The sequence below is a fragment of the Rothia sp. ZJ932 genome (assembly GCF_016924835.1).
In the GTDB taxonomy this organism is placed as follows: domain Bacteria; phylum Actinomycetota; class Actinomycetes; order Actinomycetales; family Micrococcaceae; genus Rothia.
This window is the reverse complement of record NZ_CP070480.1, coordinates 1,505,078-1,521,214: the sequence shown is the minus strand read 5'-3', so window position 1 is coordinate 1,521,214 and position 16,137 is coordinate 1,505,078. Positions and strand designations below refer to the sequence as shown.

General features: G+C 54.7%; 14 protein-coding genes. 10 read left to right on the top strand and 4 right to left on the bottom strand.

Annotated elements, in window-relative coordinates; genetic code table 11:
- The first annotated feature begins 112 nt into the window (after positions 1–112).
- The 9 genes from JR346_RS06990 to xerD all read left to right on the top strand — a co-directional run bounded on the left by JR346_RS06990 (position 113) and on the right by xerD (position 9,443).
- On the top strand, positions 113–1,456 hold the full coding sequence (locus JR346_RS06990; protein ID WP_205482071.1) for a hypothetical protein: 1,344 nt from the start codon (positions 113–115) through the stop codon (positions 1,454–1,456).
- Positions 1,457–1,470: 14 nt separating this feature from the next.
- Entirely contained in the window at positions 1,471–2,454 is a 984-nt protein-coding gene (locus JR346_RS06985; protein WP_205482070.1) for an HAD-IIA family hydrolase, read from the top strand.
- Positions 2,447–2,638: a hypothetical protein gene (locus tag JR346_RS06980; RefSeq protein WP_204876495.1), complete on the top strand. Its 192-nt coding sequence runs from the start codon at positions 2,447–2,449 to the stop codon at positions 2,636–2,638. Before JR346_RS06985 ends, JR346_RS06980 begins: the two co-directional genes overlap by 8 nt.
- Before the next feature lie 3 nt (positions 2,639–2,641).
- Complete coding sequence (locus tag JR346_RS06975) at positions 2,642–3,376, top strand: TlyA family RNA methyltransferase (RefSeq protein WP_205482069.1); 735 nt, start codon at positions 2,642–2,644, stop codon at positions 3,374–3,376.
- Between the two features lie 89 nt (positions 3,377–3,465).
- On the top strand, positions 3,466–4,404 hold the full coding sequence (locus JR346_RS06970; protein WP_205482068.1) for an NAD kinase: 939 nt from the start codon (positions 3,466–3,468) through the stop codon (positions 4,402–4,404).
- Positions 4,401–6,104 (top strand): DNA repair protein RecN, encoded by a 1,704-nt coding sequence (recN, locus tag JR346_RS06965; protein WP_205482067.1) that lies wholly within the window; start codon positions 4,401–4,403, stop codon positions 6,102–6,104. Before JR346_RS06970 ends, recN begins: the two co-directional genes overlap by 4 nt.
- Before the next feature lie 25 nt (positions 6,105–6,129).
- Positions 6,130–7,581: an amidase gene (locus tag JR346_RS06960; protein ID WP_205482066.1), complete on the top strand. Its 1,452-nt coding sequence runs from the start codon at positions 6,130–6,132 to the stop codon at positions 7,579–7,581.
- Positions 7,582–7,684: 103 nt separating this feature from the next.
- Entirely contained in the window at positions 7,685–8,413 is a 729-nt protein-coding gene (locus JR346_RS06955; protein WP_205482065.1) for an NUDIX hydrolase, read from the top strand.
- A gap of 4 nt (positions 8,414–8,417) precedes the next feature.
- Positions 8,418–9,443 (top strand): site-specific tyrosine recombinase XerD, encoded by a 1,026-nt coding sequence (gene xerD, locus JR346_RS06950; RefSeq protein WP_205482064.1) that lies wholly within the window; start codon positions 8,418–8,420, stop codon positions 9,441–9,443.
- Positions 9,444–9,542: 99 nt separating this feature from the next.
- Here xerD and JR346_RS06945 read toward each other — a convergent pair whose 3' ends face one another.
- From JR346_RS06945 to JR346_RS06930, 4 genes are all read right to left on the bottom strand, one after another.
- Complete coding sequence (locus JR346_RS06945; protein WP_205482063.1) at positions 9,543–10,685, bottom strand: bifunctional 2-methylcitrate synthase/citrate synthase; 1,143 nt, start codon at positions 10,683–10,685, stop codon at positions 9,543–9,545.
- A gap of 153 nt (positions 10,686–10,838) precedes the next feature.
- Complete coding sequence (prpB, locus tag JR346_RS06940) at positions 10,839–11,753, bottom strand: methylisocitrate lyase (RefSeq protein ID WP_205482062.1); 915 nt, start codon at positions 11,751–11,753, stop codon at positions 10,839–10,841.
- Positions 11,753–13,270 (bottom strand): MmgE/PrpD family protein, encoded by a 1,518-nt coding sequence (locus tag JR346_RS06935; protein ID WP_205482061.1) that lies wholly within the window; start codon positions 13,268–13,270, stop codon positions 11,753–11,755. Before JR346_RS06935 ends, prpB begins: the two co-directional genes overlap by 1 nt.
- A 36-nt stretch (positions 13,271–13,306) precedes the next feature.
- Positions 13,307–13,951: a GntR family transcriptional regulator gene (locus JR346_RS06930; protein ID WP_204876475.1), complete on the bottom strand. Its 645-nt coding sequence runs from the start codon at positions 13,949–13,951 to the stop codon at positions 13,307–13,309.
- A 220-nt stretch (positions 13,952–14,171) separates the two neighbouring features.
- Here JR346_RS06930 and JR346_RS06925 point away from each other — a divergent pair, with 220 nt between their 5' ends.
- Positions 14,172–16,079 carry a propionyl-CoA synthetase gene (locus JR346_RS06925; protein ID WP_205482060.1) on the top strand — a complete coding sequence of 636 codons (1,908 nt, stop codon included), beginning with the start codon at positions 14,172–14,174 and terminating at the stop codon, positions 16,077–16,079.
- Positions 16,080–16,137: the final 58 nt, after the last annotated feature.

The window sequence follows — 16,137 nt, the reverse complement described above, 5'->3', positions numbered from 1 at the left end:
TTCAGGCAGTTGGGGTGTTAGCCAGCTTGGTCGACTGTATAGAATGGGTCTAACTACCTAAAAATTTTTTGTGCCCTTGAACGATAGGGGCACGCCCAATAGAGGAGCTCCTTTGTCTGAATTCTCACGCCGAGACTCAAATGACCGCCGATCAGATAACCGCCGCGATGGCTTCAAGAACCGCGGCGACCGTAACTTCTCAGGCGATCGCAGCTCCTCTGATAACCGCCGTGAGGGTGGTCGCTCTTTTGGCGGTGAACGTCGTGGTAATGACCGTAAGTTCGGAGACAACCGCCGTGAGGGTGGTCGCTCCTTTGGCGGCAACCGTCGCGATGATGACCGTCGCGGTGGCGAGCGTTCTTTCGGCAATGATGGTGTCAAGGGACGCCGTTTTAATAATGAACGCACTAATCACAATGAAGATAAGCGTTTTGGCGGACGCCGTCGCGGTGGCGAAGGTAATAACGCCCGCCGTAGTAATGACGAGGGCGGTTACACCCCTCCGGCGAAGGTAGCCGGACCCGAGATCGATACTGACGTTACCGGTAAAGAGCTAGATGGTAGCACCCTGCGTCAGTTGCGCGCTCTTGAAGCTCAGAATGCTGAGACTGTAGCCCAGCACTTGGTGATGGCTGGTCGTTACCTTGAGATTGACCCCGCGTTTGCTCTTGAGCATGCTAAGTACGCTACCCGCCGTGCTGGTCGTATCGCTGTGGTGCGAGAGGCAACTGGTATTGCAGCCTACGTTGCTGAGGATTTTGAACTGTCCTTGCGCGAGTTGCGTACCCACCGCCGTATTACCGGTTCTAACGAGCACGTTGCGTTGCTTGTTGATAACGAGCGTGCGTTGGGTAAGACCGAGAAAGCACTGGAGCTAGCTGCTGAGGTCATGAATGAGGACCTCGCCCCAGTAACCCGCGTTGAGGTTGCTCTGGTGGTTTCTGGTATTAAGCACGATGCAGGTGACCTGGGGGGTGCTCTCAAGGCGCTTGAGATTCCCGAGCTGAATAAGAAGCGCGGTTTTGAGTACAGCCCCCGTCTCTTTAGTGCTTACTCTGAGTTGTTGTCTGAGGCAGGTCGCACCAAAGAGGCTAAGGGATGGATGCGCCTGGCAGTAATGACTGAGGCAGCTTTGGGGCAGGGCGCATTCGTTGAACCCGAGATCTTTGATATTTTCTCAGAGCAGGATTTGCTAGAACCTGAAGAGCCTTCCGTTGATTTGACCGCTGAGGCAACAGACGATGCTGAAGAAGAATCAGAGATTACCGAAGAGAACGAAGAAAACTTGACCGAGGCGTCTGCAACAGAATCATCCGAGCAGCTTGCTCCTGAAGAAGTAGCTACCGTCGAAGAAGAGTCTGCAACCTACAATGATGAAAATGCTGCCGAGGATCACCTGAGCGTGGTTGATACTGAGCAGAATGTTGAAGACTCAGAAACTTCTGACGAGAACTAAGAAAGAGAACCCGTATGCTGCTGAACGCCCACGATGCTATTTTGTCTGACCTTGACGGTGTGGTGTACGCCGGCCCTTTCGCTATTGATGGTGCCCCCGAGGCACTGAATAAGGCGCAGAAGCTGGGCGTGCCCGTAGCTTTCGTCACCAATAACGCTTCGCGCAGTGTTGAGCAGGTCGCTGAGCACTTAGTGGAGTTGGGCGTTAACACTGATGCCGAACACGTGGTTAGTTCAGCTCAGGCTGCGGCGGAGCTTCTGGCGCAGCGTTTGGAAGTGGGCTCTCGCGTCCTCATTACCGGTGCGCAGGCATTAGCTGACTGTGTGAGCGCGGCGGGGCTAACCCCCGTGCGCTCGCAGAGTGAGCACCCCGTGGCGGTAGCGCAGGGGTTCAACCCCAAGATTGTGTGGGAGGATTTAGCTGAGGCTGCCTACACTTTAGCTGACGAGTCAGTGCTGTGGGTAGCTTCAAACACTGACTTTACGATTCCCAAGGAGCGGGGCATCGCACCGGGTAATGGGACGCTGGTAAACGCGGTTGCTACCGCTACCCGACGTACCCCGTTAGTGGCTGGTAAACCCGAATCACCTATTTTTTACACGGCGGCTAAGGCTCTGAACAGTAGTGCCCCGGTAGTGGTGGGTGACCGCTTAGATACCGATATTTTGGGTGGTAACCGTGCTCAGATGGCAACAGCACTGGTATTTACCGGCGTCGAAACTTTTGAATCGGTGCTTGCTGCTGTACCCGAGGAGCGCCCCACCTACCTGATTGAAACCCTGAATGGTTTCTTTGAGGAATACCCCAGCGTTGACGTTAGCCAAACTGCTGACGGCGTGCGTGCATCTGCAGGTTCATCTTTTGCCGAAGTCGAGGGTAACACTGTGCGCATGAGCGGATGCGACATCGACGCCCAACGCGCTGCCTGCGCTGCTTGGTGGGCGGCGCATCCGGCAACTGACGCGCCCCTTGCCCCGGAGAACATTGACTATGTCTAAGCCTGCTCACCATCAGCAATCTGACACTGAACTGGCATCGTTCGAACGTCAGCTTGAGGCTGTTTTAGCTCTTGACCCTGTGGAGCGTCTTTCTCGTCTTGAGCAAACCGCCGAAGACCTGCGCGCCTCGATGAACTCCGACACTCCGGTTGCTACCGGTGCTGAAGTAACCGAAAGAGAGTAACGCGTGCGTCTTGATAAGTACTTGGCTGATACTGGTCTTGCGCGCTCACGTACCATCGCGGTTAAGCTGATCGAAGAGGGCAGTGTGCTAGTGAACGGGGTTGCAGCGAACAAGTCCTACAAGATTCAGCCCCAGGATTCTGTGACGGTGCGCGAGAGCGCCCTGACCCACTATGTCTCGCGTGCCGGGCACAAACTAGCCGGTGCCCTCGATACCTTCACTGACATCTCGGTTGCGGGCAAGCGCTGTTTGGATGCTGGTGCCTCAACCGGGGGATTTACCCAGGTTCTGTTGGAGCTCGGTGCCAAGAGCGTGATGGCGGTGGACGTTGGTCATGACCAGTTGGACGAGAGTCTGCGCCACACCGCGAGCGTCTCGGTCTTCGAGGGCATGAATGCTCGCTACATGAAGCCCGATGATATCGGTGGGCAGGTGGAACTGACCGTTTCTGATCTTTCCTTTATCTCTCTCACCCTAGTCATGGAATCTTTGGCGGCAGCAACCGCCCCCGGGGGAGATTTGGTACTCATGGTCAAACCCCAGTTTGAGGTCAAACCTCACTTGATAGGACGAGGTGGGGTAGTAACTGACCCCGCCGCACGCTTAGAGGCTGTAGAGAACGTCAAACGCTGTGCTGAAGAGTGCGGGCTGACCGTGCGTGGTATCAGCGAATCTAAATTGCCAGGTCAAGACGGCAACCTCGAATACTTTCTATGGCTATCTCAACCCGCGTCATAAATGCTTGACGCCGCCCACCGGCGTACAGTGGGGTGCGAGCATCTTTGACGCTCACCCATCGACAGTTTCAAGGGGTAACAGGAGCTACCGTGACCCGAAAAATTCTTGTTTTTGCTCATACCGGCCGTGAGGACGCGCGCGATGCAGCTCGCGCTGCCTGCCGTCAGCTCTTTGAAGCCGGTCTTACCCCTGTGATGGAACGCGAGGACCTCGATATTCTGACCCACGGCTGGCAGGAATCAGTGCCGGTTGAGGTGGTGAGCGAAACTGTGGCTCTCGTTGACATTGAGCTGGGCATGGTGCTGGGCGGCGACGGGTCAATCCTTCGCGCCGCTGAACGTATTCGACACACCACCATTCCGCTAGTGGGAGTGAACCTGGGGCACGTAGGTTTCTTGGCTGAAGCTGAAGAGTACGATCTGCACGAGACCGTTGATAACATCGTGCACAACCGCTACACCGTTGAAGAACGTATGGCTATTGATGTGCATGTGTGGGAGGGTGGTCGAAAAATCCTGACCGATTGGGCGCTGAACGAAGCCAGCGTTGAAAAAGGCAACCGTGAAAAAATGTTGGAGGTTGTGATTGAGGTCGATAAGCGTCCCCTCTCAACCTTCGGCTGTGATGGGGTAGTGTTAGCGACCCCCACCGGTTCAACCGCCTACGCATTCTCTGGCGGTGGTCCCGTCGTGTGGCCCACCGTGGACGCCATGCTCCTGGTGCCGCTGAGCGCCCACGCTCTTTTCTCGCGCCCGCTGGTTACCGCCCCCAGCTCCATGATGGCGGTAGAGATTCTGCCCCAAAACCGCGGCGGAGGAGTACTCTGGTGCGACGGGCGACGAACCCGCGATCTTAACCCCGGCACCCGCATCGAGGTTGTACGCTCGCGTAAACCGGTGCGTCTAGCTCGCATGAAACCAGCACCGTTCTCCGAGCGTCTGGTTAGAAAATTTGAACTGCCCATTGCTGGCTGGCGAGGTCCCAGCACCGCCCCGGCAACCGGAATGATTGAGGTCGTCAACAAGTGATTGAAGAAATTCACCTGCGAGATTTGGGCGTTATCAATGACGCCCGTCTACCCCTAGAACCGGGTTTTTCGGTGCTCACCGGTGAAACCGGTGCGGGTAAAACCATGGTGGTGACCGCACTAGGTATGCTCCTGGGTGCTCGCTCTGATGCCTCAAGCGTGCGCAACGGTGCCAAATCTGCTCTCGCAGAAGCCGTGGTGCGGCTGCCCAAAAACCACCGTGCCGTGCAACTTGCCGAGGACGCAGGCGGATTGGTTGAGGAGTACGACGACGGGGCAGAGCTACTACTAGCTCGTACCGTAAACTCCACCGGACGTTCGCGTGCCCACGTGGGCGGCGCGTCCGCACCTATTGGTACCCTGGCTGAGATAGGGCACACCCTCGTTGCTGTTCACGGTCAGTCTGACCAATTGCGCCTGAAATCATCAGCTGAACAGCGTCACGCACTTGACTCCTACGCAGGTAGTTCTGTTGAGCGTTTGCATAAGAAATACAAAACAGCCTACGACCGCTACCGTGAAGCTGCCGCTGAGCTTAAAGAGGTGAGGGAAAATTCGCGCGCCCGTGCTCTTGAAGCGCAAACCTTGCAGGGGGCTCTGGCTGAGATTGACGGTATCAACCCGCAAGAGGGCGAAGACGAAGCGTTGCGGACAGAAAGCCAAAAACTTGCCAACGTTGAGGCGCTGCGCATAGCTGCAACAACAGCATCGGCGGCTCTCGCCGGTAGTGATTACGGGGACGGTACTGAAGCCAACGCGCTGGGGCTGCTCGATACCGCTCGTGCGGCTGTGCTGAACGAGGCAGATGCCGATGAAGATCTGCGCGCCATCGCCCAGCGGCTCAACGAGGCACTCATCAATATCACCGATATCGTTGATGATATTTCGGGTTACAGCGCGACCCTAGATAGTGAGGGACCAGAGCGCCTTGCTGAGGTGGAAACCCGCCGCGCCCAGCTCAAAACCCTGACCCGCAAATACGGTGCTGATATCGCTGAAGTGTTGGAGTGGGCAGACCAGTCTCGTACCCGTCTATCTCAACTCAGCGACGACCCGGCACGCAACGATGAGCTGGAGAGCGAGTTGCGCGAGTTGCGCGATACCCTCAGCACTCTTGCCCAGAGCCTTTTTGAAGCACGCACTAAGGCAGCTAAGAAACTTGCCGCTGCTGTTTCAGAGGAACTGACGGCTCTTGCTATGCCCAACGCATCCTTGGTAGTCAGCGTTGAACAGACCGAGAAATTCGGTGCTCACGGCAAAGACACCGTGACTTTTATGCTGGCACCCCATAAAAATGCTGTGCCTAGGCCCCTGGGTAAAGGCGCATCAGGCGGTGAGCTTTCGCGCGTGATGCTGGCACTTGAAGTGGTACTCGCTGAGGTTGACCCCGTACCCACCTTTATTTTCGATGAAGTTGATTCAGGGGTGGGCGGTAAGGCAGCTATTGAGATTGGGCGACGCCTCGCGATGCTTGCTCAACACGTGCAGGTACTGGTGGTTACCCACCTGCCCCAGGTAGCAGCCTTTGCAGATCATCACGTTTTGGTGCTCAAAAACGATGACGCCTCCCAGTCTAAGGTTGAGGTGCTTGATACCGAGCAGCGCGTGGTAGAACTTGCCCGCATGCTCTCGGGCCATGACCAATCAGCATCCGCCCAAGAACACGCGCGCGAGCTGCTTAAAGATGCCGGTCAACTCTAAAACGTAGTCAAGAAAGGACGCCTCAGTGAACGCTCATACCGATCACCCTAGCTGGTGGGGCATAAGTCTTGCCGAACTGCGGGATCAGGTAATAAGCGGTGAACGAAGTGCAGCTCAGCTGGTACGAGAATCACTGAAGCGTTTGAACACTTACAATGCCGCTCACCGTATTGTCCTTGAACTTAACCGGCAGGCTGAACACGAAGCGCAGCAGGTTGATGAGGCTATCGCTTTTTGTCACGCTGAAGGGGACATCGCTCAGCGAGCAGAGGGCGCGCTAGCGGGAATCCCCGTGGTGGTGAAAGGCAACATCGCGGTACGGGGCTTGGCACTGAGCGCCGGTAACCCTGTCTTTGGTCAGTTCGTTGCTGAGCAGGACGCTCCGGCGGTTGCCACCTTGAGGAACGCCGGTGCGATTGTGCTAGCGACGGTGAACACCTCTGAATTCGCTTGGCACGGTACCATCACCGCTTCTAGCCTAGGTGGCACTACGACTAACGCCTATGATGAGTCCTTGAGCGCATCCGGTTCTAGCGGGGCTAGCGCTGTTGCGGTAGCGCTGGGAATCACCCCGATAGCTGTGGGCACTGATACCTGCGGGTCTGTGGTGGGTCCGGCAGCTCACGCGGGTTTGGTGGGTTGGCGTCCGACCTTTGGAACGCTACCAACCGAGGGTATCGTTCCGCTGGCACCGGCACAAGATACGCCCGGCATTATTGCCCGCAGCGTTGCTGATATACAACTGGTTGCAGGGACCTTGAACCTGACCCAGGCAGAAGTTTCTTCTGGGGAAACCGCCAGGGGAGTGGCGCGTCATCTTCGCATTAGTTACCTTGAGTGGCCGCTTCAGGCACCGGGGGCACCGAGTCTTACCGGGAGCCAGCGTCAAAAGATTCGCTCTGCAGTAGCTGAGAAGGTGCGATCGAGTGCCTCCCTCTTGATGCAACGTGAGGGAATGCAGGAAGTTGAGTGTACGCTTTCTGCCCAAGAAGCCCACCAGCTATTACCGGGTAGCCAATACACTGAGATTGCCCTTGCTCTTGAGGAGTTCGTTGCCTCAGGCGCGTGCTCAGATGATGTAGACTCTACCCACGAACTGGTAGCGCATGCGCTAAAAACTGCCCTGATCGATTCTGCAACGATCGAACGTTGGCTAAAGTATGCTCGCACCCACCCGGAAGCCTTGGCTGAATCGCTGATGCGCGGGGCAGAGCAACGGCGAGCATGGCTGGAATATATGCGAGCCAACAGCCTTGACGCGATCATCTACGCTACCAGTCCTGAAACTGCCTCACACGATTGGGCTGGCACAGCCGCCGCCGGGTTAAGTTCCCACGGCGGCTCACCGAGTATCACCGTGCCCATCGGGAAAGTCAACGGGTTACCCGTAGGGCTCACCGTCCTCACCCAACCGGACGCGGATGTGTTAGCAATGAACATCGCCGGTCAGCTAGAGCGCCTTATCTCCACCAGCTGAGTCTTTTCCCGTAACAAGCTGCTACCTATATTTGAAATCAAATGCCCACTAAGCGGTAGGGTTAAGCTACTAATCGACTAGCTCCACACAAGGAAAATCTCCCATGCAACAAAAGCTCCACGCCGATACAGGCACCGCCCCGCGCATCGACGCCCGTGCAGAGGTGATAAACCAAACCCAGCTCGCTGATGTTGTGAACCCGCGGTTTGTGCGCTCGCACGAAACAAAGTTTGAAGGATACATCTGGGACGTGGTGCGAGAGGATTTTTCCCTCACCGAAGACGGTGAAGCACTAGGACGCGACTTCATTACTCACCCCGGTGCGGTCTGTATCTCCGTGCTCAATGATAAAAACCAGATTCTGCTCATCAACCAGTACCGTCAGCCGGTGGGCATGAACCTGTGGGAGATTCCTGCTGGAATGCTCGATGTTGAGGGCGAAGACCCTCTCACCGCAGCCAAGCGGGAGCTCGCCGAAGAAACGGATTTACAGGCTGAACAGTGGGATCTTCTCATGGAATATCACAACAGCCCAGGTTGTTCTGCTGAAGCAAACCGAATGTACTTAGCGCGTGGAATCAGCGAAATCTCAGCTACCGAAAAAACCCAGCGTGAAGGCGAAGAAGCTGAAATCATCATGCGCTGGTTCGACCTTGAAGAAGCCGTGGGCGCTGTACTCAACGCTCGTTTGCACAGCCCCAGCGCCAACCAGGCAATCCTCGCTACCTACGCCGCCCTACAAGGCGGGATTGTTGGTGCAAAACCTGTGGACGCGCCCTGGCCCGCTCACCCCTACCTGCGAGATGGCAACTACCGCGGCTCATTGAGCTAACCCCATGAGCCGCCCCACCGCGTCCGCCCTGACCCAAGCAGAGGAAAAACCACTGACCCCACTGGGGCGAAGTGTGCAGAAGTATCTCAGCCACCTAGTGATTGAGCGGGGTCTGGCAACCAATACCGTTGATTCCTACACCCGCGATTTGAACCGTTATGAGCACTACCTGGCTGAGCAGGGTGTCATTGATGCCCACCGTATCACCACCAAACATATTCGCGATTTTGCGGTCTCCCTGGCAACCGGGAACGTTGAGGTTAAACCCCTGAGCACCCGCAGTATCGCCCGTGTTTTGGTGGCGGTTCGCGGTGCTCACAAATTTTGGTTGATCGAGGGCATAACGACAACGGACGCGGCTGCTACCGTTGCACCCCCAACCCCCGCCCAACGTCTGCCCAAAGCGATCTCTCTTGAGCGCGTCCAAAAACTTTTAGAAGCTCCTGATTCCTCGACCGCTACTGGTCTGCGTGATCGAGCGATTTTAGAGTTTCTCTATTCCACAGGCGCACGTATTAGTGAGGTCACTAACGTCGACCTTGACGACCTCTCGCGCACTCGCGCTACCGCCAATAGCTCGCAAGATGCGGAAGCCACCGAACCTCTGGCTACCCAGGTACCCGCTGTAGTTCGTTTGTTCGGTAAAGGAAATAAAGAACGCATTGTGCCTGTTGGCTCTTACGCGCTGAAAGCAATCGATGACTATCTCGTACGTGCCCGCCCAGAACTAGCAGCTAAAGGGAAGGGAACCCCCGCCCTCTTCGTGAACGCTCGTGGGAGCAGGCTCACCCGCCAGGGAGCTTGGCTGATTCTCAAAAAAGCCTGCGATAGGGCACAGCTTGCCGAGGAAATATCACCTCACACCCTGCGCCATTCCTACGCCACCCACTTATTAGAGGGCGGCGCAGATATACGCGTGGTCCAAGAATTATTAGGGCATGCTTCGGTGAACACCACCCAGATTTACACCAAAGTCACCGCCCATACCCTGCGCGAGGTCTTCGCAGCAGCCCACCCTAGAGCGCGGTAGCGCACCAAACTATTAGCAGGGCTACCCGCCTAGAGCTTTTCCCATTAACAGATAGCTCTAAACACTCAGCCCCACTGCACAGTCTCATATGGGTTTTAGCTAGCTGACATGACGTTCGTTATGACCGTTATAAGCAGAGAGCGGGCGAATGAGAGAATTACTCGCGCGCTGCTCCAAAATGTGTGCGGTCCACCCAGCGATACGGGCACACACAAAAATGGGAGTGAAAGTGGGGGTGTCAAATCCCATGAGGTGATAGGTAGGACCAGCCGGATAATCCAGATTAGGCTTAATGCCCTTGGCCTCGTCCATTGACTGTGCAAGACCCTTATACAAACCAATCATGTCGTTTCGATTGTAGTGCTCAACCATGCGGAAGAACGCGTCCTGCATGGTAGGTACTCGGGAATCACCGTTCTTGTAAACGCGATGTCCAAAGCCCATTATCTTCTTCTTTTCAGCTAGGGCTTGATCCATCCACTCCTTAGCGCGAGCTTTAGCATCTTCTTCAGACTCTCCAGAACGAATGCCAATCTCATTGAAAGTGTGCATAACAGCTTCGTTCGCACCACCGTGCAATGAGCCTTTGAGAGCGCCAATAGCGCCTGCTACCGCTGAATGAAGATCAGAAAGGGTAGAAGTAATCGCCCTCGCTGTGAAAGTTGATGCGTTGAAAGAATGCTCGGCGTAGAGCACCATGGAGGTATTGAAAGCGTCTCGTACCTCGTCTGAAGGAACCTTCCCAAACGCCATCCACAGAAAATTCTGGCTATAGTCAAGGTCATCTCGTGGCTCAATGAGCTCAAGACCGTGGCGTCTACGCTGGTCGTAACACACGATAGAAGGCAGTACCGCAAAGAGCTCCCAGGCTTTCTTCAACTCTGTTTCAGCCGAAGAATCCTCGCTTTTAGGGTCGCACGCACCGAGAAAGGAAACTGCTGTACGGCAAACATCCATGGGATGGCAATCCAACGGTAAAGCATCAATGACTGCCTTCAACTCAGCACCTAGACTGCGGTGGGCACGACCGTAAGCTATATGTTCAGCTTTGCGTTCAGCAGTAGGTAGTTCACCGTCCCACAGCAACAAAGCAACTTCTTCAAACTTACAGGTTGAAGCCAATTCTTGAACGGGGTACCCGCGGTAGAGCAGTGAGTTTGTTTCTGCATTTACTTTTGAGACTGCGGTGTAATCTGCAACTACTCCCGCCAGCCCCTTTTTGATATCGGTATCAGCGACCATGATGATTCTCCTTTGAATCGGGTCTAAGAATGATAGTGGTAGCTCCTTAAGAAGAGCGTGGTGCGCTGGAATCGCTTTACAGTGTGGGCGAACCGGCAGATGAGGTGTGTCTGCGCTGCCGTGAAGCAGAAGCAGGCACACCAGATACAGGAGCTAAGCTTTAGTGAATTTACCGGGTACTTCAAAGTTGAAAATGCCGGTATCGAAGCGGTTGTAAGCTTCGTAATCCACCAGGTCGTAGAGTCTTGCCCTGGTGAACATCTCATCAACGGCTGCCTCCTGGGTGCCATCTCGTTCGATGGTTTCAAGAACGCGCTCCATAGCCCCAAAGGATGAACGCAGCAGGGTGACAGGGTAAATAACCAGGCTGACTCCTGCATTTTCGAGTTCTTTAAGGGTATACAGCTTGCTTTTACCGAATTCGGTCATGTTCGCCAAGACCGGCACATCAACGGCGGAGCATACTGTCTCAAATTCGCTGAGGTCTTTGAGAGCCTCGGGGAAAATAGCGTCTGCCCCTGCATCGACAAGCGCCTGAATACGGTCAACGGTTGCTTCTAAGGATTCAACACCGCGTAGGTCGGTACGCGCCATAATTAAGAAGTTAGGATCGCGTCTAGCTTCAGCGGCAGCTTTGATGCGTTTGGTGGCTGTTTCAAGGTCAACCATATTCTTGTTATCGAGGTGACCGCACCGTTTGGGGTTGAATTGATCCTCAATATGGCACCCTGCCAGACCGTACTCTTCGAATTCTTGAATAGTTCTGGCAACGTTCATCGGCTCGCCAAATCCGGTATCAGCATCGACGATTGCAGGAAGGTTCGTGATGCGGGAAATCTGACCTGCGCGTTGGGCTACCTCTGAGAGAGCCGTCAGCCCAACATCAGGGAACCCTAGTTCATTGGCAAGTACCGCACCCGAGATGTAAATGCCTTCAAATCCCTTTTCTTCAATCAGCCTAGACGAAAGAGGTGTGAAGGTGCCGGGGAACCTTTGAATGGTGGAGCTTGATAGCTTTTGACGTAAATCAAGTCGCTTTTCTGCCGGAGTTTTGTGAGCATACAGCATTAGAAGATACCTCCTTGACCGGTTGAAAGTGTGCGTGCTGCGGTGATGTTGAGAGCATCAAGCTCGCCTGCACCAAGGGAAGAGAGGTTCTCTGCAGCATCGATAAAGCGGTTGAGTTCATCTTCTGCCACGATGCCCTCGGCAAGGGTACGGAGCTTATCGATGTATTCGGCGCGTCCGAAGGGACGCGCACCGAGCGGGTGGGCATCGGCAACAGCGATTTCCTCGCTGATAACGGTTCCGTCAGCCAAGGTAATTTCAGCCCTGCCACCGAAAGCTTTTTCGCTGATGTCAGTGGAGTGGTAACGGCGGGTCCACTCGGGATCTTCAGCCGTTGTGACCTTGTTCCACAAAGCTACGGTGTCGGGGCGCTGGGCACGTTCGGGCGCGTAGGGTCCAACGTGATCCCATACACCGTCTTGCAGCATGACGGTGAAGATATAGGGAATGGAGTGATCCAGCGTCTCGCGTGTTGCGGTGGGATCGTATTTCTGGGGGTCGTTGGCGCCTGACCCAATAACGTAGTGGGTGTGGTGGGAGGTGTGTAGAACAATCGACTGGATGTTTTCGGGGTTCGCAAGTTCAGGACGTTCGTGGTTGAGCTTGCGCGCTAGATCGATCCATGCCTGTGCCTGGTACTCCGCGGAATGTTCCTTGGTGTATGTATCAAGGATGCCCCGTTTTGCTTCACCTGCTGCGGGCAAGGGCACTTCGTAGCGGGCGCCGGGACCATCAAGGAGCCAAGCGATAACACCGTCTTCGCCTTCGTAAATGGGAACAGGTGATGTCTGACCGCGCATTGCCCTATCGACAGCTTCGACAGCCATTTTGCCGGCAAAAGCGGGTGCGTGTGCCTTCCAAGTAGAGATTTCTCCCTTACGTGATTGGCGGGTAGCGGTGGTGGTGTGCAAGGCCTGACCGACAGCTTGGAAGATGGTTTCTGTCTCTAGATTCAAAAGCGTACCGATGCCGGCAGCGGCTGAGGGAGCGAGGTGAGCAACGTGGTCAATCTTGTGTTTGTGCAGGCAGATCGCTTTGACCAAATCAACCTGAATCTCGTAGCCGGTTGCTAGACCTCGAATGAGGTCGAGTCCGCTTCTGCCGGTGTGCTGAGCTACCGCGAGAATGGGTGGAATGTTGTCGCCGGGGTGCGAGTATTCAGCGGCGAGGAAAGTGTCGTGATAGTCGAGTTCTCGGACAGCTACTCCGTTTGCCCAAGCTGCCCATTCGGGGGAAACCTTGGTTGCCGCGTCCACACCAAAGAGGGTGGCACCGCGTCCGTTTGAGCTGGGGGAGTGAGTGAGTGCCTGGTCGCGAGCTGAGATGATGGGGTCGCGGTTCAAAGATGCAAGGGCAACCGATGCGTTATCGATAATACGGTTAATCACCATCTCTTCAACCTCGGGCAGAACCTCTACGGGGTCTGTTGCCACCGTGGCAATTTTGTGGGCGAGCTGTTCTTCACGGGGCAGGTTCTCTTCACTGCGGTAAACCCGTACTGAGTGGTTAACTGTCATGGGCGTGCCTCTTTCTTAGTATTTGATTGCTCTGACTCAACGGTGAGGTGCAATCGTTTGTTTAATGTTTTCGAGTGAATTTTTGAGGTGAACTGTTGTGATTGCTTGGGCAAGCTGTGAATCTTTATGGGCAATGCTTCTGGCAATCAAAGCGTGTTCGTGGGCTGCTTGTTCGAGTCTTTCTCTATTTGTTTTGGAAAGTTTGCGGACTCTGATGAGCTGAACCCGTAAGGACGCTTGTGCTTGGGTGAGATAGTCGTTGTTGGCTGCTTCGTCGATGGAGCGATCTAACTCTTCGACAAGTGTGTAGTAGGAGGTGAGGTCTGTTGAATCTGAACCCACTGTCTGCGCGGCCAGCAGGAACCTCTCGTGAAGATCCATGAAGTGGGATGAATCGCCTCGTAGGGCAGCCAGTGATGCCGCTAAGGGGTCTAAAGCTGACCGTAACTCGTAGAGCTGGTCGACTTTTTCCCAAGAGACGGGGGCAACTACGTTTCCTCTGGTTTCACCAGAAACAACGAGTCCTTCTGCTTTGAGACGTTCTAGTGCTGCGCGGAGGGGAGTGCGTGAGACGCCAAGGCGCTCAGATTGTTCAACCTCTCCAATCACAGTGCCTGGTTCGAGAGCTGTGCTGAGTATGTCTTCTTTGAGGGTTGTATACGCTTTTTCGCTGGCGTTCATAGCACCTCCTTGCCAAAACTATAGATGTGAGACTAACTGTGACTACTGTAACCACATCTATCGCTTTTGTATACAAAAAATTGAAAAATTGGTGCGGTTAGGCACTTCTAACTGTAATTTTCGGTATTTTTAGAAAAATTGTATACAAAACTCTTGCGTATGGTGACCTGTAGCACTACTTTTGGTTTCACCCCCTACCTTCGTTCAAAGGAGATTGAAGATGGTCGCTACACGGTACGCTCAGGAGCATGAGCGTAGCATTGCACAACCCGAGGAATTTTGGTTGGAAGCTGCCCAGGGAATTAGCTGGGTGAAAGAACCCAAGCAGGCTCTGGATGAGAGTACTGCACCGCTGTACCGTTGGTTCCCCGACGGAGAACTCAACACGTGTTTCAATGCGGTCGATAGGCACGTGCTGAATGGTCGTGGTGAGCAGACCGCAATTATTTATGACTCCGCAATGCAGAAGCTGCGCCAGGAAATTACCTACGCAGAACTTCTGGATCAGGTTTCACGTTTTGCAGGTGTACTGCGTGCCCAAGGGGTTGAAAAAGGTGATCGGGTACTGATTTACATGCCCATGATTCCTCAGGCGTACACCGCCATGCTGGCAGTGGCGCGATTGGGCGCGGTGCATTCTGTTGTTTTTGGTGGCTTTGCCCCTAATGAGCTGGCGGTGCGCATTGACGACTGCCAACCGAAGGTAGTGGTAACCACATCGGGTGGTCTTGAGCCCAAGCGCTCAATCGAGTATATTCCCGCAGTGCAAAGCGCGATTGAAAGTAGCAGCGTAAAACCCTCTACCGTGGTGGTTTACGAGCGCGCAGGTTTTGAATATACGATTGAGAACGCCCGCGCTCAAACAAACGGAACCGCGTGGCTTTCATGGGAACAGGAAATACAGAACGCATCTGCGGTAGAGCCTGTCACTGTTAAGGCCACTGATCCGCTTTACATTCTGTACACCTCAGGTACTACAGGGACACCCAAAGGCGTTGTTCGTGATAACGGTGGCCACGCCGTTGCCCTGCACTGGTCGATGAAGAACATTTACAACCTCGATGCCGGGGACGTGATGTGGACAGCCTCTGACATTGGCTGGGTAGTGGGTCACTCCTATATTGTGTACGGGCCTCTGTTAGCGGGGGTTACCTCTGTGATGTATGAAGGTAAACCCGTGGGTACTCCGGACGCAGGTGCTTTTTGGAGGGTTGCTCAGGAAGCCGGGGTCAAGGCTCTCTTCACCGCTCCCACCGCTTTGCGCGCTATTCGTAAGGCTGATCCTGAGGCTGAGCTGCTCAAGAAGTACGACCTTGATACTTTAGAAACACTCTTTGTTGCAGGCGAACGTCTGGATCCCGAAACCTATCATTGGGCTCACGAAAAGCTCAACAAGCCCGTGATTGATCACTGGTGGCAGACCGAGACTGGTTGGGCAATTTGCGCTAATCTTCGCGGTCTTGAACCCATGGACGTCAAAGCGGGATCTCCCTCTGTTGCGGTGCCCGGCTATAACCTGCAGGTACTTGATCCTTTGGGTGAACCAGTGGGAAGCAATGAAGAAGGCAATCTCGCCCTGAAGCTACCTCTGCCGCCGGGTACCCTGCCCACTTTATGGAGGAACGATGAACGCTACCGTTCTTCTTACTTGGAGACATTCGACGGTTACTACGCAACGGGAGACTCAGGCTATATTGACGATGACGGTTACGTTTACGTGATGGGTAGAACCGACGACGTAATCAATGTTTCGGGGCACCGTTTATCAACTGGTCAGATGGAGCAAATCCTCGCGTCGCATCCTGCTATCGCTGAATGCGCTGTGATTGGTGTTGCCGATTCCCTCAAGGGGCAACGTCCTAGCGGGTACGTGGTACTGAAAACAGGGGCGAGCATTGATGCAGAGACCCTCACCCGGGAGCTCATTGCCAAGGTGCGCCACGAACTGGGCGCCGTCGCAGATTTCAAGGAAGTCTGCATCGTTGAGGCTCTACCCAAAACACGTTCGGGGAAGATTCTACGCAAAACCATGCGCGAAATGGCAGACGGACTCGATTACAAGATACCCTCGACCATCGAAGATTCTTCTGTGCTGGAGGGACTGCTTGCGACCATGCGCTCGCGATAAGCCTTTTTGGCGCAGTGGTTGTGAGGGCTCTCAACGCAAAACGTTCTGGCGCTTTTTG